General features: G+C 39.2%; 21 protein-coding genes. 11 read left to right on the top strand and 10 right to left on the bottom strand.

What is annotated here, in order from left to right:
* Positions 1-57: 57 nt before the first annotated feature.
* Complete coding sequence (locus D8S85_RS02225; RefSeq protein ID WP_106624603.1) at positions 58-819, bottom strand: MBL fold metallo-hydrolase; 762 nt, start codon at positions 817-819, stop codon at positions 58-60.
* 123 nt (positions 820-942) lie between these two features.
* On the opposite strand from D8S85_RS02225, the gene D8S85_RS02220 reads away from it, so the two are divergent.
* Positions 943-1,650, top strand: coding sequence for an SAM-dependent methyltransferase (locus D8S85_RS02220; RefSeq protein WP_394345036.1), 708 nt, complete (start codon positions 943-945; stop codon positions 1,648-1,650).
* A gap of 8 nt (positions 1,651-1,658) precedes the next feature.
* Here the strand turns inward: D8S85_RS02220 and D8S85_RS02215 are convergent, their stop codons facing one another.
* From D8S85_RS02215 to D8S85_RS02205, 3 genes are all read right to left on the bottom strand, one after another.
* Complete coding sequence (locus D8S85_RS02215; protein ID WP_106624602.1) at positions 1,659-2,243, bottom strand: alpha/beta hydrolase; 585 nt, start codon at positions 2,241-2,243, stop codon at positions 1,659-1,661.
* Positions 2,244-2,489: 246 nt separating this feature from the next.
* Positions 2,490-3,038: an NADH peroxidase gene (locus D8S85_RS02210; RefSeq protein WP_127074760.1), complete on the bottom strand. Its 549-nt coding sequence runs from the start codon at positions 3,036-3,038 to the stop codon at positions 2,490-2,492.
* Between the two features lie 18 nt (positions 3,039-3,056).
* Positions 3,057-3,494, bottom strand: coding sequence for a Fur family transcriptional regulator (locus D8S85_RS02205; RefSeq protein WP_106624600.1), 438 nt, complete (start codon positions 3,492-3,494; stop codon positions 3,057-3,059).
* A gap of 554 nt (positions 3,495-4,048) precedes the next feature.
* Here D8S85_RS02205 and D8S85_RS02200 point away from each other — a divergent pair.
* Both D8S85_RS02200 and D8S85_RS02195 read left to right on the top strand, forming a co-directional pair.
* Complete coding sequence (locus tag D8S85_RS02200) at positions 4,049-6,184, top strand: TonB-dependent receptor (protein WP_106624598.1); 2,136 nt, start codon at positions 4,049-4,051, stop codon at positions 6,182-6,184.
* Positions 6,185-6,309: 125 nt separating this feature from the next.
* Positions 6,310-6,966, top strand: coding sequence for a superoxide dismutase (locus D8S85_RS02195; RefSeq protein WP_106624597.1), 657 nt, complete (start codon positions 6,310-6,312; stop codon positions 6,964-6,966).
* A 35-nt stretch (positions 6,967-7,001) separates the two neighbouring features.
* Here the strand turns inward: D8S85_RS02195 and D8S85_RS02190 are convergent, their stop codons facing one another.
* From D8S85_RS02190 to D8S85_RS02165, 6 genes are read right to left on the bottom strand one after another with little or no spacing between them, the layout of a single operon-like run.
* Entirely contained in the window at positions 7,002-9,173 is a 2,172-nt protein-coding gene (locus tag D8S85_RS02190; RefSeq protein ID WP_106624596.1) for a S46 family peptidase, read from the bottom strand.
* 23 nt (positions 9,174-9,196) lie between these two features.
* Entirely contained in the window at positions 9,197-9,784 is a 588-nt protein-coding gene (locus D8S85_RS02185; protein ID WP_106624595.1) for a Maf-like protein, read from the bottom strand.
* On the bottom strand, positions 9,781-10,713 hold the full coding sequence (locus D8S85_RS02180) for a geranylgeranylglycerol-phosphate geranylgeranyltransferase (RefSeq protein ID WP_106624594.1): 933 nt from the start codon (positions 10,711-10,713) through the stop codon (positions 9,781-9,783). Before D8S85_RS02180 ends, D8S85_RS02185 begins: the two co-directional genes overlap by 4 nt.
* A 13-nt stretch (positions 10,714-10,726) precedes the next feature.
* Complete coding sequence (locus D8S85_RS02175) at positions 10,727-11,254, bottom strand: KdsC family phosphatase (RefSeq protein WP_106624593.1); 528 nt, start codon at positions 11,252-11,254, stop codon at positions 10,727-10,729.
* A 20-nt stretch (positions 11,255-11,274) separates the two neighbouring features.
* Positions 11,275-12,114 carry a Rossmann-like and DUF2520 domain-containing protein gene (locus tag D8S85_RS02170; RefSeq protein WP_106624592.1) on the bottom strand — a complete coding sequence of 280 codons (840 nt, stop codon included), beginning with the start codon at positions 12,112-12,114 and terminating at the stop codon, positions 11,275-11,277.
* A 4-nt stretch (positions 12,115-12,118) separates the two neighbouring features.
* The gene (locus D8S85_RS02165; protein ID WP_106624591.1) at positions 12,119-12,598 is read right to left on the bottom strand and encodes a hypothetical protein; all 480 of its coding nucleotides are present in this window, start codon (positions 12,596-12,598) and stop codon (positions 12,119-12,121) included.
* A gap of 130 nt (positions 12,599-12,728) precedes the next feature.
* Here D8S85_RS02165 and D8S85_RS02160 point away from each other — a divergent pair, with 130 nt between their 5' ends.
* The 8 genes from D8S85_RS02160 (at position 12,729) to D8S85_RS02125 (ending at position 22,342) form a co-directional block, all read left to right on the top strand.
* Entirely contained in the window at positions 12,729-13,514 is a 786-nt protein-coding gene (locus D8S85_RS02160) for an aminotransferase class IV (protein WP_228423319.1), read from the top strand.
* 111 nt (positions 13,515-13,625) lie between these two features.
* On the top strand, positions 13,626-14,996 hold the full coding sequence (locus tag D8S85_RS02155) for a serine hydrolase domain-containing protein (RefSeq protein ID WP_106624589.1): 1,371 nt from the start codon (positions 13,626-13,628) through the stop codon (positions 14,994-14,996).
* A 2-nt stretch (positions 14,997-14,998) separates the two neighbouring features.
* Positions 14,999-16,120, top strand: a complete 1,122-nt coding sequence (locus tag D8S85_RS02150) for a glycerate kinase (protein ID WP_106624588.1) — start codon at positions 14,999-15,001, stop codon at positions 16,118-16,120.
* 273 nt (positions 16,121-16,393) lie between these two features.
* Positions 16,394-17,719 (top strand): polysaccharide deacetylase family protein, encoded by a 1,326-nt coding sequence (locus tag D8S85_RS02145; protein WP_106624587.1) that lies wholly within the window; start codon positions 16,394-16,396, stop codon positions 17,717-17,719.
* On the top strand, positions 17,716-18,858 hold the full coding sequence (locus tag D8S85_RS02140; protein ID WP_106624586.1) for a carboxylate--amine ligase: 1,143 nt from the start codon (positions 17,716-17,718) through the stop codon (positions 18,856-18,858). The genes D8S85_RS02145 and D8S85_RS02140 overlap by 4 nt, the downstream gene beginning before the upstream one ends.
* A complete protein-coding gene (locus D8S85_RS02135; RefSeq protein WP_158641687.1) occupies positions 18,855-19,529 on the top strand; it encodes a PHP domain-containing protein in 675 nt (224 codons plus the stop codon). Before D8S85_RS02140 ends, D8S85_RS02135 begins: the two co-directional genes overlap by 4 nt.
* 193 nt (positions 19,530-19,722) lie before the next feature.
* Positions 19,723-20,796, top strand: a complete 1,074-nt coding sequence (gene buk / locus D8S85_RS02130) for a butyrate kinase (RefSeq protein ID WP_127074759.1) — start codon at positions 19,723-19,725, stop codon at positions 20,794-20,796.
* A gap of 148 nt (positions 20,797-20,944) precedes the next feature.
* Positions 20,945-22,342 (top strand): hypothetical protein, encoded by a 1,398-nt coding sequence (locus tag D8S85_RS02125; RefSeq protein ID WP_106624583.1) that lies wholly within the window; start codon positions 20,945-20,947, stop codon positions 22,340-22,342.
* The last annotated feature ends 2 nt before the right edge of the window (positions 22,343-22,344 follow it).

Genomic DNA, 22,344 nt, shown 5'->3' with positions numbered 1-22,344 from the left:
CACCTTCCTTTCAGCAATTATTTAACAAAAAGAGAACCAGAAGGAGTAAGTAAGATTTTAAAATTCAAATGATAACATATCATGTGCCAGGTGTATATTCTCCGGCAACTCCAGCGACACTTCTTTATGCAACCCCATTTGATGGCCGATATGTGTGATGTAAGCTTGTTTCACATGTAAGTTTTTCGCCACTTCAATGGCTTGATCCAGTGTAAAATGAGAAAGATGGACTTCTTTACGCAAAGCATTAATGACCATGTATTCGACACCCTTCAATTTTTTCATGCTCGTCTCCGATATGAAATTCGCATCTGTGATATAAGCGAAGTTATCAATACGGAATGCCGTGACAGGAAGTTTGTAGTGCATTACCGTGATGGGTTCTATTTTAATATCATCAATCCAGAATGGAATTTCATCTATCACATGGATATTCATTTCCGGAACACCGGGATAACGGAATTCCGCGAAAGCATAATCATAATCCTTGCAGATAACGTCTTTAGTCCGCTGATTACAATAGATGTCAACTTCTCCATTTTTGACCCAATTAAAAGCTCGAATATCGTCCAGTCCCCCGATATGATCTTTATGTTCATGCGTCAACAACAAGGCTGTCACGTTTTTTACCCCTGCTCGTAGCATTTGTGTTCGGAAGTCAGGCCCGGCATCTATAATCAATTTTTTGTCCCCAATGTCAATCATAGCAGAACACCTTAACCGTTTGTCATGCTCATCTGTTGAGTGACAAACAGAACATTCGCAAGCAATAACGGGAACCCCTTGTGAAGTTCCACTTCCTAAAATCGTTACTTTCATTTGTTGAAGACTGAAAAATAATTATATTCTGACATCGAAAATTCCATGTGGAATGTTTTATTATATCATGCAAAAATAATAAGATTCGGAATAATCCTGTATATTTGCCCCAAACATTTTATCATGGGAAAATTATATTTACTCCCCAATTTACTTGGGGAAACACCGATAGGACGGGTTATTCCTGATGATGTAATCCATATCATTAAGAATATCAAAGTTTTTGCAACGGAAAACGTGAAAAATACCCGACGTTATCTAAAGAAAATAGATAAGGCGATAAATATTGACGAACTTGTCTTTTTAGACTTAAATGAACATTCGGATATAAAGGATATTGAAACCTATCTCCCTTATCTGGCCGATCAGGACATGGGTATCATCTCCGAGGCCGGATGCCCCGGCATTGCAGACCCAGGAGCAGAATTGGTGGCATTGGCTCATAAACATGATTATCAGGTAATTCCTTTAGTCGGTCCCTCTTCTATTTTACTGGCATTGATCGCCTCCGGGGCTAACGGGCAAAACTTCTCGTTCAATGGTTATTTACCTATTTCTAAACCGGAACGTATTAAAACGTTGAAAGCTTACGAAAAACAATCCGCCGCAGAGAATCGTACTCAATTATTTATAGAGACTCCCTATCGGAACGTGCAATTATTCGAGGATATGATAGCCACCTTGTCTCCCATGACACGTCTTACGATTGCGTGTGATATTACGACAGAAAATGAATATATAAAAACCATGGTCATAAAGGATTGGAAACATGTAAAACCGGATATAAATAAACGACCGACGATTTTCGTATTATACGCTCGACCGTTTTGATCCGATGATCAATGTGTTTTAAACCAGCGGAAGACATTCCGTACCGTTTTATCCAGAACAAGAGGATCTTCAAAATATTGTGCATGAGTAACAGAACCTTCCCATATGGCTAATTTTTCCTCGGCACAAATCGTGTCGTACACGCATTGAGCGGATTGGTACTCCTTTTCGTTTTCCCCTCCATGAATAACAATTGTCGGAACTTTTACCCGGGACGCCTCTTTGCGTTTGTAGCATCCTGCCACCAAGGCAATGGCTTTTAGTCGTTTTTCCGCTTCTGTACTGGCCAAAACTTCATTTGTCCCATTACATATTCCCAGGGCGTACATTTTATTCGGGTCAACTTCATCTTTCAAGCTCAAATAGTCAATGGCTGCTTTTACATTTTGAGTCTCCTCCATCCCTAAAACGACAAAACCATAGTTTGCCAATCGCGTGGCATATTGTAATAATACCGCATTGTTCGAGGCATCTTTAGGACCTAAAACAAGTATAGCCGGTTTTTTACCTTTTTCTTGTGGATTACACAGCCAGCCTTTACTATCAATTCCTCTATTGGATAAAGTGACGTCTTCGCATCTATAAGTTTCCATACAAATTCTCCGTATTAAATTCAATTTCGAGTATTATTACGGAAATTTGTAAGATGAAGTTTCATAAAATACAATAAAAAAGGAACTGTTGAATAAGTCTATTTTTAACGACTACCTCCCCTAACCCCTCCTACACAGGAGGGGAAACTGCCTGGTTATCAACCCTCCCCCTGTGTAAGGGAGAGTTGGAGGGGGTAGTTCATTGATACTAGATAAGATTTATTCGACAGTTCCATTTTTTATAGATTACTTGAAATAACGATTGTATAATCCTTCGAAACCTTTACCGTGACGGGCTTCGTCCTTACACATTTCATGAACCGTATCATGAATGGCATCCAAGTCCAATTTTTTAGCTAAGGTTGCAATACGTTTTTTATCCTCGCAAGCACCAGCCTCGGCTTCCATACGCTTTTTCAAGTTTGTTTTGGTATCCCAAACACATTCTCCTAATAATTCTGCAAATTTAGCGGCATGTTCTGCTTCTTCACAAGCATAACGTTTGAAAGCCTCTGCAATTTCCGGAAAACCTTCACGATCTGCCTGACGGCTCATAGCTAAATACATCCCGACTTCTGAACATTCGCCATTGAAATGTGCTCTCAATCCTTCGAGAACTTCAGGATCAACACCTTTTGCAACCCCGAGACGATGTTCGTCAACAAATGTCAGAGCACCTTCCGTTTCAACCAATTCTTTGAATTTGCTTTTCGGTTGCTTACATTGAGGACAAAATTCCGGAGCTTCATCTCCTTCATGAACGTAACCACATACGGTACAGATAAATTTTTTCATAATGAACTTTTTTAAATGTTATAATAATATGTTTTTTCTTTTCTCTTTGACACATTCTTTACAATAGCCTTTGTAATAAAGATGGATCTCTGTAACAACCAGCTCCCCTACTCCTTCTAATTGTATGGCTTCTTGGTTCTCAATTGGAAGGTCATACACGCAACCACATTCCAAACACATGAAATGAGCATGCCTTGACGTGTCAATGTCAAATCGTACGTTTTTCTCATCGATCATGAGAGCTTTCACCGCTCCCTGTTCCACGAATAATTTCATCGTGTTATATATTGTCGTTTTAGACAAAGTAGGTATGGTCGGATATAAAGCATTGTAAATTTCGTCAGCACTCGGATGTATTCGGTGTGACATCAAATAATCCATGATAGCCATTCTCTGCACAGATGGTTTAATGTCATACTTTAGTAAATATTCCCGTGTTCCTAAATCTGTATTCATTTCTTATTTGTAATTATTACAATTTTATATCGAGTACAAATATCGTCATCTTTTTTATAAATGCAATATTTCAGATTGTATTTTGTGAAAATTTAGAACAGTTCTAATTAATCATGCCCATAAAGAATTTAATTATCATATCCAATTATTTTATAGATTTGTACCATGTTTTTCATCGGACCATCGGTAAACATATTCGTCTATTTGCTTGTTTCAGCGTTTTTTGTGATATGTTTTTATTCACAAACTGAAATAAGATTCCCGGAAGCTATTCCGGGACAGGAAAAAATTATCGAATATCGAATTGGGAAAAATGAAATATACGATTGTCAAACCGTAGAAGACGAGGAGATCATTTTTTCTCCCAATTCTCCTTATTTAAAGATAACAGACGATCGATCGAAAACCAAGCAACGTGTCTATTTTGCTACCTATGACGATCCTAACCTTATACTGCTAACGTTAAGGGCCCCTCCCGTTATCTACTTATCGTAATCCTTTAAAAGGAAAGAGTAGAATAATTCACGGGATATATTAATTAAAAACAATATCAAATGCGGATAATATATAGCACTTTGCTATTGACATTCATTTCCGGTCATTTGTTTGCACAACGGTCCGAGACCATGCAAACAAATGACTCTACATTCAGTGTCATTAAACAACTAAAAGAAGTTATCATTACGGCTGAGAAAAGGGAATTATCCATTAGCGAAATACCTGTTGCCCTCAGCGTGATTAGCGGGAAAAATTTGTTAAACGAGAATAATCCGGATCTCCGAAACCTATCGGGAATCGTTCCGAATTTCTACATGCAGGAAGGTGGTTTGAAACTATCGACCCCGCTCTATATTCGCGGAATTGGAACGGTATCCGGTACCCCGCCCGTCGGTTTGTACGTGGATGGAGTCCCGATCTTTGACAAAAATGCCTTTATATTTGATTTGTATGACATCAAGCAAATAGAAGTACTGCGAGGCCCGCAAACCACTTTATATGGACGAAATAGTATCATCGGTTTGATTAATATCCGGACAAATCCTCCGGTGACAAAATTTTCTTTACAGGCAAAAGCCGGTGTTTCCAGTTACAATTCTCAGAATTACCTATTTATGGCTAATTTACCCATAAACAGAGTCCTATACAACAAACTGTCTTTTGCTTACAATCGTACGGACGGGTATTTTAAAAATGATTTTACCGGAGGAAAATCGAATAAATCAGATTCATACGATATCCGCTATCAAGGCAACGTGTTCACGGATGCTACTTGGGAAATAGCGCTCGGTATAAACTACAACCATAGCTTTGATGACGGTTACGCTTATCATGCTGTCGATTCGTTAAAAGTACACCGCTACCGAGTCAATTATAATGCGGACGCATCCTATAAACGGGATTTATTGTCCACGTATGTAAACATGCAAAAGCATTTTTCTCAAACTCTGTTGAACTGGATCACGTCTTATTCTCGGGCTAAAGATAAACAGGTTCTGGATGCAGATTTCACGTATCATGATGTATTTCAAAATGAAAAAAAATCAAAACAAGATCTGATCACGCAGGAGATCAACTACCGGTCCTCTCAAGGCGAGAAAATTGATTGGACAGTAGGAACATTTGGTTTTTACAAGGACTTGAAGAATGATTATCTGGCCACTTTTGGTACGGAACGCCATTTACTTCTCCCACTGGATTTGGATCAAGTGTTGTATTATAATAACACATCCACTTGGGGTATTGCCGGGTATGGGCAGGTTACCGTGAAAAATCTTTTACCAGGGATGTTCGTTACAGCTGGAATCAGATATGATTACGAGAAAGCGTCTCTCTCTTACCGAGATAGTTTGTTGTTTCACGATGCAGAGCAATTTACCGGTTATCATGATTGGGATGAAAAACATGCTTACGCGGCTTGGTTGCCTAAATTCTCTGTTCTACAAAAATGGAACGAACAGTTATCCACCTATTTAAATATATCGAAAGGTTACAAGGCCGGCGGATATAATATCATTTCCAACAAGATGACCACGCAAGTGGTAGAGTTGGAATACGGCAAAGAATCCTTGTGGAATTACGAAGTTGGAGCTAAATACTTTAGCGTTAATGGACGTTTTAACATGAACGGGGCACTTTTTTACATTGATTGGAAAGACCAACAAATCTTTGTCATGGAGATGATGGGGCCGATTATTAAAAATGCGGGAGACGCTCGCAGTATTGGAGCGGAGATCGATTTAAGCTGGGAATGCCTGCCACGACTGGTTTACTTCCTTTCCTCCGGATACAGCAATTCGGAATACTATTACCACTTAACCAAGGAATACGAGGGTAATAAAATCGTCATGGCCCCGGAATTCACGATGAACACGGGGGCATCGTACACCCAAGCAATAAAGTCTTCTTTATTTAAATTTTTCACGGTCACCACGTCTATTACCGGTTTCGGGACCCAATATTTTGACGAAGCAAACACCATGAAACAAGATCCCTATTTCCTTTGGAATATGGAGCTAGGCATTTCCGGTAAAAACATCGATTTCCACGTGTGGGGTAAGAATATTTTAGATAAAAGTTTCTTTTGCTATATGTTCAACAGTCCCGTGGGAAAGCACTTACCGGAATACATGAAATCCGGCCAATCCGGGGCCCCCTCTCGATTCGGGGCATCTATAACAATAAAACTATAAACAATCATTTTAAACTTAACTACCCGTTTTATTTTTTCATAGCAAGCAGAAACTTTATTCATATTTTATCGTAAACCTATAATAAAGTTTGTAAATTTGAAAGTAGTAACTTAAAACATAAATATATGAAAACAGAAGAGTACAAAGAATTGGACGTATTGGTGTCATCAGAGGTTATAAATACCAAAGGTGAGGACAAAAAATTCAAATTGCCTTCTCTACCCTATAAAGAAAATGCATTAGAACCTTACATTAGCGAACATACTATTCAATATCATTACGGAAAACATCTTGCTACTTATATCGCGAATTTAAATAATTTGATCGCGGGTACTGAATTCGAGAAGATGTGTTTAGAGGGTATCGTGATCAAATCTGAAGGTGGTATTTTCAATAATGCAGCACAAACATACAATCATATTTTCTATTTTGAAACCTTCCAAGCTCATCATGCTGCACAGGTTGCACCAACAGGAAAAATAAAGGAATTGATTGATAAATCATTTGGAAGTTTTGATGCTTTCAAAGAGGCGTTTACGAAAGCAGCCACTACCTTATTTGGTTCAGGGTGGGTCTGGTTAGTTGTAAGCAAAGACGGGAAATTGGAAATCGTTCAAACCGGTAATGCTGATACCCCACTGAAACATGGAAAGAAATCTGTGTTGACAATTGATGTCTGGGAACACGCTTACTATTTGGACACTCAAAATGCTCGCCCGAAATACATTGAGAATTATTGGAACATTATAAACTGGGACGTTGTAAACAAACGCTTGGGATAAAAAAATCGGGAGTTTTACTCCCGATTTTTTATTACTTAATGAATAATCACCATCTCGTCAATTAATCTTTGCGCTCCTGCATATTTATCAATGATAAATAATACATAGCGAATATCAACAGCAATATTCCGGCAAATCTCCGGGCTGTATTGCATATCTGACATCACTCCTTCCCAAGCACGATCAAAGTTTAAACCGATCAAATTTCCTTCCGCATCCAAAACCGGACTACCGGAATTACCGCCAGTCGTGTGATTCGTCGCAATAAAGCAAACGGGAACTTCCCCGTCTTGAGTGTAAGGGCCGAAATCCCGGTTCTTGTACAAATCCCGTAATTTCTGGGGTACGTTATAATCATAGATGTTCGGATTATCCTTTTCCATGATACCTTTCAATGTCGTGTAGTGCATATAATAAACAGCATCAGTTGCATGGTATCCGGCAATTTTTCCATAAGCCACGCGCAAGGTTGAATTTGCATCCGGATAGAACGTTTTTTCAGGCTGCATCTCCATTAATCCGGCAATCCACAAACGATTCAATAATTTCAGTTCACTTTCAATCTTACTCAATTCAGGACGAATTTTATTCGCATACAAGGTATAAATTCCGGTAGCTACTCCAAGAATCGGATCTTTTTCAATTTTCGTGATTGATTTCTCAGATAGATTGTCAATGAATTTCAGTAAATTATCCTTGTGCGTGAATATTGATTTTTTAAACAAGTTGGCAGCATAACGATCATAATCATTCAATTTAGCATATTTCGGGCTTAAGCGAACGACAGACGGGATCCACTGCTCCCCTATTTCTTCATTATTATATAACTTGAACATTTCGGTCAATATCCGTTGATCCGTGGCCACATCGTAATCTTTGTAGAATGCCTCAATGTAATTCTTCAAAGATTTTTTAAGTTGTTCCTTATCCGCAAATTTGTCATAGTTAGTCAATGCATGCTCTATTTCACGGGCAAATTTTATGATTTCTGCACCTCCCAGCCCGGCTTCTGAAGCGTAAGCAGCAGCTAAAATATATTCTTTACGAGCGTCATATAACGCCTTGTAACGATCCGTTAAACCTATATACTCGGTTTTTCCATTACTTTTAGCCCAGTTATTGAAATTGTTTTCAAGCACTCTTTTGTTATCAACCGTATTAAAACGATCCAATCCTTTAATCTCTCCCTGCCATTTTTTCCAGGCATTAGCAACACTTGCAGCTTTAGCGGCATATTTTATTCGCAACAATTCATCCGACTCCATCGCCGCATTGATAACATCCAATTTTGCCGTACGGATTTTAATCTTGTGTGGGTCTTCAACAGTAGCAATTTGATCTATCGCATAGGAAGTCAAATACTCGTTTGTCGTCCCAGGATAACCAAAGACCATCGTAAAATCACCTTCTTGTACACCACGTGCAGAAATTTTAAAGAATTTAGCCGGTTTATAAGGCACGTTCTTATCGGATATCGCTGCCGGTTCATTGTCTGGTCCTGCATAAATACGTAAAACGGAAAAATCTCCCGTGTGACGCGGCCATGTCCAGTTATCCGTGTCCCCACCAAATTTACCGATAGCAGAATTCGGTGCTCCCACCAAACGAACATCCCGGAAGATTTTAAACACGGAAAGAAAATATTGATTCCCGTTAAAATATGGCTTTATGTTAGCCGCCAGATTGGTTCCTTTAACAGCTTCGGCTTCCAATTTCCGGCATATTTCATTTACCTTCTTCGTACGTTCGTTTTCAGACATTCCGGCATTCAATCCTGCATTGATTTTATCCGTAACATCCTCCATCCGAACTAAAATAGAAGCTGTTATCTTGGGATTAATCAACTCGTCTGCCATAGATTGTGCCCAAAAACCATCACGCAAATAGTTGTGTTCCAAGCTGGAATGAGCTTGAATCATGCCAAAAGAACAGTGATGATTCGTGATCACCAATCCTTGATCACTTACGATCTCCCCGGTACAAAAGTGATGAAAGGGTGAACCTTCATTACCCAATCCGATAACAGCATCTTTCAATGAGGCCTGGTTGATGTCATAAATATCCTCTGCTGTTAATTTAAAACCGGCTTTCTGCATGTCTTCTATGTTGTATTTCTTCAACAACATGGGAATCCACATACCCTCGTCAGCTAAACTTGGTAAAGTTAGCAGAATGAAAGCCAAAAAACATAATGCAATTTTTCTCATTTACTGGTATTTTTGAATGTTATTTATTGAAATTGTAATTTCCGCAAAGTTTCATATAATTTCTGTATCGGTAATCCCATTACGTTATAGAAAGAACCTTCAATACGTTCGATTCCGATGTACCCGATCCATTCCTGAATCCCATAGGCTCCCGCTTTATCAAATGGCTTATACGTATCCACGTAGAACGCGATCTCTTCATTTGATAAATGCTTGAAAAACACATCTGTCTGTGATGAGAAGGAAAGCTGTTCCGTACGGGTAGTCACGCTCACTCCTGTCACCACCTGATGACGATTTCCCGACAATTCCTGTAACATGGAGATAGCCTCTTCCCGATCCGCAGGTTTCCCTAAAATCCGGTCATGAATACAAACCACCGTATCGGCAGTTATCAATACTTCATCCGCCTTTAATTCTTCCCGAAAAGCCTCGGCTTTCACTTTCGACAAGTATTCCGGTACTTTTTTCAGATCAATTCCCTTAGGATATTTTTCTTCAACATCTCTCAATCGGACCTCGAATGTAAACCCTGCATCTTTCATTAATTGCTGTCTTCGTGGCGATGCAGAAGCCAATATCAATTTATAATTTTTAATAGAATGCATCATTCACATAACTTACAAAACACACTGATTCCTATACATAAAACCATGATCAAACGAATCATTCGCAATTGAAATTTCATTTTGTCATTCTTCAATACCGCATAGCCGTAAATCAAGTACGGGATGATCAAGGCTACAAAAAAATAAATCCATACGATCGGGGTTCGAGTAAATCCGAATAACAAAAACAGGATCAACGATATAACGGCTATCGCAATTAATCCCGCCATAATCTTTCTCGTGGCCGGAACACCGAATTTTACAGGTAAAGTAACAATTCCATCAGCCCGGTCGCCGTTTATACTATATATGTCCTTGTTAATCTCGTATATCAGCATATTTATAAAAAGAAAATACGAGAAGCATGCCGTCCAGTGGAACACGTAGGCAAAACTAACATGTGTTTTCAAAATGATATCCGAGTACACGTCACTCAATAACGGGATTTCGAATGTAACCACGGTAAGCGGGATTAATCCGGCCAAAATGGCCACGACGATATTTCCCCATATAAAACGTTTTTTTATCCGGGAGGAATAAAACCACAGTACCAACGATATGATTAAAAATAAGAACACGATTTCAGCATGATGAACTTCTTTGGCCAGATAATATGCGATTCCCACAGCCACGACATTCAAAATGGAATGCAGAATGATCGCAACCCTTCGACTAATTGTTTTCCCAACAATCACGGGTCTGTTTCCCGAAATACGATCCGCTTTCGTGTCAAAGTAATCATTTATGACATAAGCGGCTGACACCAGACAACACACGGCTATTACCAGCAACGAGAAATTGCCTTCCGGCATTTGCAGGGTAAAACCAGCTTTCTCCAGCACGGGCTGGACAACAAAGAAACGCATGGCATACATGGTAAATGCCGTGAATGCAATCGTTCGTAGGCGTATTAACTTGAGAATCTCCAACATCTTATTCTTTAACTTACATACATTTCACGTAGCATTGGGTATCCATCCATTCACCTTTTGCTTTCAGGACTTGAGCCACAACGTCCCGTACGCATCCAAGCCCCCCGGGCGTGTCTGAAATATAACGGGAAATGGCTTTGATCTCTTCGCACGCATCTGAAGGACATACCGGCATTCCCACAATTTTCATCACATTGTAGTCAGGTATATCATCTCCCATGTACATCACGTTCTCCGGGTTTAAATTATATTTTTGCAAGAACTCGTTCAACGCTTCCACTTTATTTGCCACGCCAAGATACACGTCCTTCACGCCCAATTTCTCAAAACGTTCTCTTACCCCGGGAGCCTGTCCTCCGGAAATGATACAAACCGGATATCCCTTCTTCGTACAGTACATCATGGCATAACCGTCTTTAGTACAGGATGTACGAATCAAGTCTCCTTCCGGAGTGATATTCATCTCATGACGTGAAAAAACACCATCTACATCGAAAGCAAAAGCTTCTACCTTCTTTAATTCCTCTTTGAATAATCTCATAACGTTTGTATTTATCTAATTTACCACAACGTGGGCATATCTATTATATCTTGCGAAAGTTTTTGCTCTCCGGTCTCTTCTTTATTTTGCATTTCCTTTATCCCTTCCGATAATATCGTGTATATTTTCAACAAGTCTTTATCGCCTTTCAACATACTCTTGTGCATATTCATGATACTCTCGTCTCCCCGCTTGGCCGGTCCTGTTTGAGCCTCTTCAGGATTCAGTAACATCACTTTATGCGCCGTCTCGAAAATCAACGGACGTAACATGGCAAAAGATAGTCCCTTATTTTCTAGCAATTTACCTGCCACTTGATATAAATAATTAGGGAAATTGTTAGCAAAAACAGCAGCCAAATGTAATCCTTTACGCTGGGCCGAGTTGATCTCGTATATTTTATCCGATAACCTTTCTGCCAACTCTTTAATACGTTCCTTCACGGAAACCGTGTTTCCTTCCACGCATAGCGGGATCTCCCTGAAATCCAGCTCTCGTTTCTTGGAAAAGGTTTGTATAGGATAAATTACCCCGTAATATTTGGAATACGACTTGAATACATCCATCGGTTGACTTCCCGAGGTGTGTAAAAGTAACGCATTTTCCGAAACTCTAATTGTCTTAACAATAGATGGTAGTACATCATCACTTACACAAAAAATGTAGATATCTCCATCCGGATATATCTCATTTAATTCTGCCGTGTAAGATATTCCTGTCTTCATACCTAATTGCCGAGCCGTATCTAGTGTCCGACTGTATATCTGACATAAATTCTCTCCTGCTTTCAAAAGAGCTCCGGCCAGATGGTGGGCGACATTTCCTGCCCCGATCAATATAATTTTATCTTGTTGTTCCATGTATTTAGTAAGCAATATTTTTAGGAGATAATACTCCGTTTTTAATGGCTTCTAAAAGACGTTCACTCGCCTTGTGAATATCTTCATTGAAAACTTCGGAAATTAAAACTAATTTTCCTTCGACTATTTGTAAATGTTTATATCCGTTTTTATTATCCGCTTGATTCAATAATATTAAGTCACTCCCGGGGATGAACGTGTGAGTCATTTGGTTGCGAAGTTTATCATACAAGAATCCATTATCATTTAACAATCGATAACGTCCCCCGAATAATTTCTTTACCCCAAGAGAAAAACGTTTGGCCGACTGGCCTTTGGCTTTCATAGGTTTATTATCTAAAAAGCTTCCCAAAACCTCAATTGCTTGTCCCATGATGACAAATTGCATATATGACAAGCCCACACCCTGCAATTTCGTGATTTCATCCACAACCACTTCACGTATGAAATGCTCTATTCGTTCTATTTGCTCTTGTGTTTCCATATATCAGCCAAAAATAGCGCAAATTATCGAAAGTAACAAGCCCCATTTCTTCTCTCTAAAATTTCTAAACATTTCCGGTTATATAATCGTTTTAAAGCATAAATTCGCGATACATAAAAGGAGATAAATTATGATGTTAAATAATAAACCCATCGATAACAAGGAATATTCCGAGGACATCCTAAATGAAGGACTTAGCATATATGAAGTATGCCGGGTTTTTAGAGGTAAAGTTATATTTCTAAATGACAATCTTTTACGACTTGATAATTCAATAAAAAAATCAAATATTGCCATTGATTTAAATTCTCTTCACGTGGCCGACCAATTAAATCGATTGATTCAACTTGAAAACATCAAGGAAGGAAACATTAAGTACGTACTTAGAGTCACCCCGAAGGGAATTGAACAATATGTCTATCAGATAAAACACTCCTACCCGTCGGAAGAAGCTTATCAAAACGGAGTAGACACCGTTACGTGTCATGCTATCCGTGAGAATGCCGAAGTGAAATATGTCAATTCCGGGTTACGGGAAATGACCAACAAGATCATTCAAGAACAAGGTGTTGCTGAAGTTCTATTGCTCGATCAAGACAACTGTGTAACAGAAGGTTCTCGTTCAAATGTATTCTTTATCCGGGATAACGTGTTTTACACGGCTCCTCTTCCCCATGTTTTGCCGGGAACCAGCCGAAAACGGGTACTGAATATCTGCAAGGAAAACGGGCTGACCGTAGTGGAACAAAGAGTGAATTACAAAGACATTGCCTCCTATCAAGCTGCCTTTATAACGGGGACTTCTCCGCTCGTGTTACCCATCGCTCATATCGACGGGATCGCTTTCGACCCACATCATCCACTACTGGTGAAAGTTATGGAATACTATTTCGATTTATTAAGTAAGAATTTTTAAAGGTGTTTTACATCTGATTGCTTTGAATAAAAATGTATTTTTATTAATATTGCAAGCGTAATATTCTTTTGACCTAGAATATTACGCTTTTTTCCTTAGATTGCAGATGTAATGAAATATACTATACTAATTATACTATTTTTTCTAGTTATCAGTTTTAGGCCTTGGAATTCTTTCACGAAAGAAATTCAAGTTGAAACAGATTCTGTTCCTCAAGATACACTTGCCGTAGCGGTGCATGATTTATTCACGAATGAATATTCAGATCTAGTTGAAACCAAACGTTTAGATCAAACAATCGAACGTTTTATGAATCAATGGGAAATAAAAGGAGCTTCCCTTGCAATCATGAAAGATGGAAAACTAATTTATAGCAAGGGCTACGGTTATGCAGATGAAGAAAATGAGGTAAAAACAGACGTGAATCACATCTTCCGGATTGCCTCGGTTTCCAAGCTAATCACCGCAGCTGGGATCATGAAACTAGTTGAAAACGGAACTCTATCCTTGGATGACAAAGTATTTGGTAAAGAAGGCATTTTGAACGATACGACGCTTTACGCCCCGATAAAAGACAAACGGGTGAATGATATCACTGTGGAAAACCTTCTACGTCACCAAGGTGGATTCACCAATCGTGCGGGAGACCCCATGTTCTGTCCGGTAGATATCGCAGAAAAAATGAATGTCCCGGCACCAGCCGATTTGAATACCATCATCAAATTTGTTTTATCCCGACGTTTAGGTTTCACTCCGGGAACAAGCACGTGTTATTCAAACATAGGGTACGGAATACTATCAAAAGTAATAGAAAAAGTTTCCGGAAAAGACTACGAAAAATTCATCCAGGATAGCATACTCATTCCAGCCGGATGTTATGACATGCATTTGGCTCATAATTTAGACAAAGACCGATATTTCAATGAGGTTAAGTATTACGAACAATCGGACGCAGACCTTATCCGTTCATGCGATGGGCGGGATACACTCGTGTATCGTAGTAATGGGGGAAACAACATCGAGGCCCTTTATGGCGCCGGCGGTTGGGTGGCCTCCTCGACGGAATTATTACGTTTCCTTTCTGCCATAGACGCAGAGGATTCATATCCGGATATATTAACCAAAGAGAGCGTGGAAACCATGACAAAATGCGTGAAAAACGCTTTGCCTCTTGGATGGATGAACACCAATGACCAGGGGGATTGGTGGCGTTCCGGTACCCTGGCGGGAACCAGTGCCATGTTAAAGCGTCAACGGGACGGGTTCTGTTGGGCGTTTATCACTAATACGAGTAATTGGACCGGACCTCGTTTTCCCCATAAGATCGAAGGTATGATGGCTCGTGCCATGGATCGGGTAAAAGAATGGCCAGACAGAAATCTGTTCGATCCTGATTACTGCAAGGCTTTCGAAGACGAGAAAAAATTGCTGGCCAACGAAAAGAGAGTCCAAATACATCCTGAGCACCCTGACAACATTTAGCCATGAACCTCATAAATAATCGTAATATTCTTCTAGCTCCCAACTCATTCAAGGGGTGTTTGGATGCTTTCGAGTTTTGTCGAATTCTGGCTTCTGAATTAGAAGAATGTGGATTCCATACCATCTCCCTTCCATTAGGAGATGGCGGTGATGGAACAGCTCGAATTGTTGCACATTACCTTCATGCTTCCCCCATCAAAACGAAAACGGTAGATGCCTTGGGACGTGAGCACTTCGCCTCGTATTACTTAAAAGACAGCACGGCGATCATTGAATTAGCAGAAGCTTGTGGTCTGAAACATTTGAAACGAGAGGAATATGACATTTTGAACACGAACACGGCTGGATTCGGTATTTTAATCAACCATGCCCTCTCGCAAGGAGCAAACAATTTGATTCTTTGTGTCGGTGGGAGCGCCAGCGTGGATGGAGGAACAGGGGCTCTTCGGGAAATGGGATTGACAATTGTCAACAACTCCCAGAATCGAAATTACATCACAGATATTAAGCGTATTAACACTGAATTATTGCAGCAAAAGTTTAAAGAAATTCATATTACAATATTGTGTGATGTTGATAATTCTATTTGTGGACCGGAAGGTGCAGCCGCTGTGTTTGCCCCACAAAAAGGGGCATCACGAGAACAAGTTGTCATGCTTGACAAGCAATTGGGATTATGGAGTGATCTATTAAGACAGAATACAGGTAAAGATGTGACCCGATTGAGGCATGGAGGTGCCGCAGGAGGAATCACGGCGGCCATGTACGCTTTACTAAATGCACAACTTGTTTCAGGTTCCGAATACTGCCTGACACTCTCCCGTTTTCACGACTATCTTTTACAAGCAGGAGTTGTCATTACCGGAGAAGGGAAAATTGATCTACAGTCTTTTTATGGCAAGATTCCGGGAACTATTGCAAACTTTTGCCAAAAACAAAATATTCCGGTTTATGCCGTTGTTGGACTGGCAGAAAAACAAGTCCTTCCCCGTTTCGATAAAGTATTCACTATGAGTCAGTATGCCCGTTCTGTTCAAGATTCTATAAAGAATGCCCCGTCCTACTTAAAGATCATTGCACAGGCTATTGTTGACACCCTTTATTTATCCGCTTATTCGGATTGAATCTGTAAAAATACGAGTCCCAAATTTATCTGAACAACCTCCCTGTTCCCCCCTTTCTCTATGACATGAACATAGTTGAACATTGGGAGGATATGTGTTGTGTTTGTGTCATAGAGAAAGGATAAAGAAAAGATTGGCAAGGGGGAGAGAACAGGTGTGAGAAACAAAGTAATTTTACTTAAATAAAAAAAATAAATAAAATACTCTTTTTTATTGTTTTATAGGCATTTTGAATTTATATTTGTTCTATTACTAATTCTGAAGAATGAAACTATGGATGATAAAACACTTCTTTCCTACATTATGGAAAATTTTCAATTACAATATATAACTGAAAAATTTTCAATTGCCTATGAAAATTCAGAGGGTGATATCGAGATAAAAAAAAGAATTTCCCCAACATTTTTTCTGCAGGTAGAAGATATTGATCCACAAAAAGTGGTGTGGATGAATTGGAAAGGACTGTCTTTTCCTTGTTTGGGGGATTGTAATGTGATTGAAGAAATTATAACTATCGAAAATAATCATCCGGTTATTCATGTCGATATTATTTTTGGTGTTTTTTATTTCTTAAGTGGATGGAATGAATGTTTTCACCTTAATAAAGACGCTATTGGCCGTGTCTCGTTCAAAGAAAGTATGATTTACCAGTTGAATATAATAAATATACCCGTTGTCAATATCTATTTTGATATTTTGTCAAAGGCCCTTACGATGGCAGGCATTGTCAATCGAAGGAAACAACCGGAAGGTTTTGAATTTTCCGCGGTTTTAACACATGATATTGATCAGTGCCAAAGTGCTTGGTTGGAAGGAGGGTTTAGCGAATTGAAACAAAGGCGATTAGCGACCGTAACCCAATTACTGTGGAAAAGAATCCTGGGACGGGATGATTGGTTTAATTTTGAAACAATTATGTCCATAGAACATCCATTTGAGGCCTCTTCAAGCTTCTATTTTTTGCCACACAAAGGAAAAAAAGGAGGTTTAAAAAATGCCGACTATGATGTACGATGTAAAAATATCCAAAAGATAATCCAGAGGCTCCGCGAAACAGGCCGAGAAGTTGGAGTCCACGGCAGCATCGGTTCCCATCATGATTCTAATCAATTAAAAAAAGATATTTCTTGTCTGGGAGGATCGATAGTTATGGGTAACCGATTCCATTATTTGATGTTCGATCCTGAGAAAACAGTACAAATTTTGGAAGATTGTGGAATAAAATATGACACTTCGCTGATGTTTGCCGAACACGTAGGTTTTAGGCGGGGATGTTGCTCCCCATTTTATCTCTACGATTTTGAGAGGAACCGAATCTCCTCGGTGATAGAAATTCCATTGATTGTCATGGATACTACATTTCGCAACAAGCATTACATGGGAATACCTCAAGGAAAGGTGTTAGAGGAGATTAAACCTTTGATTGACGTGACACAACAATTTAATGGAATGTTAACCATTTTGTGGCATAACAATTTCTTTTCAGATTACAAATACGCGGGCTGGCGACAACTATATGTTGAACTCTTACAATATATGAATGAACAAAAAGCGTGGTTGACTAATGGAGAACAAGTTTATAACATGTATACCCAATGAATAAATCAGACATATTAATACTTGATGGAGATCACAAGAATTCTCTGGCCATTGTTCGTCACTTGGGACAAACCGGAAATTATCGGCAAGATATCGTAGCTCATAACAAACAATCGATAGCCTTGTTTTCAAAGTACGTGAATCAAAAATTTCTATTACCTTCTCCTAAAAAGGAACCTGAGGCTTTCTATGTTCAACTAGTGGAATTATTGAAAAGAAATAGGTATAAAGCTTTACTCCCTGTATCGTTTAAGACTTTTCAGATTTGTTCCTTACATCGGGAAGAGATTCGACAGTACACGCATCTAACCATCACAACCTCAGAAAACATCTTGCTGGCTTCCAGTAAAATCCGCACATACAATTTAGCACAGGAATTGAAAATTCCTATCCCGGAAACAATCGTACTGAATCATCCCGAGGAAATCGAATCCGTACATATCACCTACCCCTGTGTGATAAAAGCTCCCGAGGAAATGGGGGCAAACGTGGTGGAGTATGCCCATGATCGAAAAGAAATGATTGAAAAATACCACAAACTTTGCGAACGTTATAATTTTAGCGAAACATGGCCCGTGGTTCAACAATACATCCAAGGAAAGGGCTATGGCTTTTTTGCATACTACGAAAAGGGCATGTGTAAAGATTTTTTTATGCACAAGCGTTTGCGGGAATATCCTATCTCCGGTGGAGCCAGTACGCTGGCAGAATCCTATTCGGATAAAAAGTTGATGCAACATGGAAAGAGAATACTCGATTATTTAAGATGGGAAGGTGTAGCGATGGTCGAATTCAAGCAGGATGAGCGCACGGGTATTTTCTATTTGATGGAGATTAATGCCAAATTCTGGGGCTCACTGGATTTAGCTTTGGTTTGTGGGGTAAATTTTCCCAGAATGATGATTGAAGGAACGGAGGAAAAAAGAGTCTACGAAAAATCATTCCCTCAAGGAAAGCGTTTCCAATGGATTCTGAATGGTGATCTGTTTCATCTATTGGAACGACCAAGAATTTTCGGCTCCTTTTTCAAAGAAGTATTCCGGACGAAAAGTGACTTTTGGATACGAGATCCGTTTCCTAATCTTTATCAGCTGGCATATATACCGGTACACTATTACAAAAAATGGAAGAAAAAATGAAAATAGATTGTCATATCCACACTTGTCACTCTTACGACAGTATTATGCAACCCGCTAAAATCTTGATGACAGCAAAAAAGAGAGGGCTTCATGGCATTGTCGTATGCGACCACAATACCATTCGCGGAGGATTGGAAGCTTATAATTTAAACCATGATCCCGAATTTCATGTGATTGTTGGTGCCGAGATGGCAACAGATGCCGGAGATGTTACAGGAATCTTTTTAACCCGAGAAATCAAATCCAGGAACTTTACAGAAGTGGCATTGGAAATAAAGAAACAAGGGGGTAAAGTCATATTAAATCATCCTTACAAGCAACATGATCTCTCGAAGGTAGATTTCTCTCTTGTGGATTATATCGAAGCCTATAATGCCCGATTAGCCCCGATGGAAAATGAAAAAGCCTTACAATTGGCACAGAAGCATGGTATTCCTGTTCTAGCAGGTAGTGATGCTCACCTTTATGCAGAAATAGGTCATGGCATAACCGAGGTCGATTCCTTGGAAACATTTCACGTAGTTTCGGCCTCTTGTCAATACACCCCGAAAAAATTCACCATCGTAAGCCAATACATTAAAGCTTTAAAACAAAGAAAAATACGGATATTTTGGGTTACTACCAAAGTGGCAATAAAACAATTAAAAAAAAGTTTGAAGACGAATCGATAACTTCATGTTAGCCGGGCAAAAGATTAATAATATCGAAACAACGAAGGTATGAGTTACTATTCTTCGCTATAAAAAAAGAAAAAGAAATATTTTTGAAGAAAAACTTGCGTAATCACTTACAATTTATAAATTTTGCAGCCTCAAAACGTGCGAAAAAGAATAATTATTAATATTTAAAATAACAATTAAAATTATGTCATTTAAAATTCTTGCGATCAATCCGGGATCAACTTCCACGAAAATTGCAATCTTTGAAGATGAAACTGAGAAGTTTGTAAAGAATATCAAACATTCCGCAGAGGAAATTGCGAAATTTGATAACGTGGCTTCACAGTTCCAATTCCGGAAAGATATTATTCTTTCCGAACTGAAAGATGCTGGATTTAATATTAACGAAATCAATGCAATCGTTGGAAGAGGAGGTTTAGTTAAACCTATTGAATCCGGTGTATATGAGGTGAATGAAGCGTTAATTAACGACTTGAATAATCCTCCACTTGGAGAACACGCCTCTAATCTAGGTGGTCTGATCGCAAACGATATCGCTAAATCTCTTAATAACGGAACAAAAGCTTATATCGCTGATCCTGTAGTTGTTGATGAATTACAAGATGTAGCTCGATTAACCGGACATCCTGATTTCACGAGAGTATCTATCTTCCATGCCTTGAATCAAAAAGCAATAGCACGTACTTATGCCAAAGAGATTGGGAAGAAATACGAAGATATTAACTTGATTATTGCACATCTTGGTGGCGGTGTTTCTGTTGGAGCACATGATCACGGACGGGTAATTGACGTGAATAATGCTTTAGATGGGGATGGTCCGTTTTCTCCGGAACGCTCAGGAAGTCTTCCTACCGGTCAGTTGGTAAAACTATGCTTCAGTGGTAAGAAAACCGAAGCTGAGATCAAGAAAATGTTAAAAGGTGCCGGAGGATTAGTAGCTTACCTCGGAACAAACGATGCTTACGAAGTAGAAATAAAAGCAAAAGAAGACCCGAAATACAAATTAGTACAAGATGCCATGTCTTATCAAGTGGGTAAAGCTATCGGAGAAATGGCTGCCGTGTTAAAAGGTAAAGTTGATGGAATCTTGTTGACCGGAGGAATCGCTCATAATCCTTTCTTGGTTGATTACGTGAAAGAGATGGTTGGATTCATCGCTCCGATAAAAGTATATGCCGGTGAAGATGAAATGAGAGCATTAGCCATGAACGGACTGATGGTTCTTCGCGGAGAACTTTCTGGAAAAATCTACAAGTAATCATTTAGGATTAGTAATAGACGGTAAATGACTGGCTAATATTCATTATCCAGTCATTTTTATTAAGTACAATAACCTCTATCAGACTTGCAGACATCCGTTGCATATTTTTTGTAGTTTTGCAACGATACAAAATACAAATAACAACATGAAAAATACCATTTATTCATTCCAAATATTGAGCCTGCTAATTATCCTTGCATTTTCTAACTATAGTATGGCTCAGGAAGTATCCTTGAAAAAACAGGATATAAAAACAAAAGAAAGAATCACGTCCTACTTCTCCGGTCATCTGTCAGGTCATGCAGATGCCTATAACAACAAAAGCTCGCTCAAATTAGCAGATGTAAAAAAGATGCAACAAATCGTGTGGGCCGCATGGAAAGAGGCGAATAACAAATTCACAGAACAAAAACTGATTTATCTCGATAAACTGGAGAAAGCAAATTCAGGGAGATGGACTCTTCCGGTACGCCTTGAACCTCATGCTATCATGCCCTATTATTGGGGCTATAAGGGGGAAGCAGAACCAGAAGGAGGTTTCCCGTTATATTTATACACGCATGGCTCTGGAGACAAAACCGGTGAATGGAAAACAGGACTCAACATATGCCAAAAGTTCGATGATGCCCCATGTGTTTATTTTATACCTCAAATACCCAATATGGGTGATTACTATCGTTGGTGGCAAAAGGCAAAGCAGTTTGCTTGGGAAAAGATGCTGCGTTTAGCTTTCGTATCCGGAAAAATCAATCCCAATAAAGTTTACTTTTTCGGAATCTCAGAAGGCGGGTACGGTAGTCAACGGTTAGCCTCATTCTATGCAGACTATCTTGCAGCGGCAGGTCCAATGGCTGGCGGGGAACCCCTGAAGAATGCTCCTGTTGAAAATTGCAGAAACATTGCCTTCTCCCTGCTAACAGGAGAAAATGACAGAGGATTTTACAGGAATAAACTCACACAACGTACGAAAGATGCATTTGATAAATTAGAAAAAGCTAATCCGGGTAACTTTATCCACCGCATAGAACTTATCCCCGGTATGGGACACGGTATTGATTACAAACTTACAACTCCTTGGCTAAAACAATATACCCGGAATCCCTATCCCAAGCATGTGAGCTGGGAAAATTTCGAAATGGACGGAATATATCGTGACGGATTCTACAACCTATTTGTTGAAGAACGTTCTAATGATGATACGCAATCCAGGACCTACTATGAAATGGATATACAGGAAAATCATATTTCTTTAAAGGTGGATTTAGTTACTTATAAAGCAACAGAAATTGATCCGAACTGGGGGATCGAACTGGATTTTGAAAAAAGCTATCAACCTGCAACAAAAGGAAAAGTAATCATTTACTTGAATGATCAGCTAGTGGATCTAAACAAGGAAATTACATTGGTAGTAAATGGAAAAGAAGCTTTCAAGGGGAAAGTTAAACCACAACTTAAAAATATGGTAAATAGTTGTGCAGCATTCTTTGATCCGGAAAGAATCTATCCGGCAGCGATAGAAGTAAATATAGCAGATTTACAGTAATC

Source organism: Butyricimonas faecalis, assembly GCF_003991565.1.
Taxonomy (GTDB): Bacteria; Bacteroidota; Bacteroidia; order Bacteroidales; family Marinifilaceae; genus Butyricimonas; species Butyricimonas faecalis.
The sequence above is the reverse complement of the archived record's forward strand: the minus strand, read 5'-3'. Positions and strand labels throughout refer to the sequence as shown.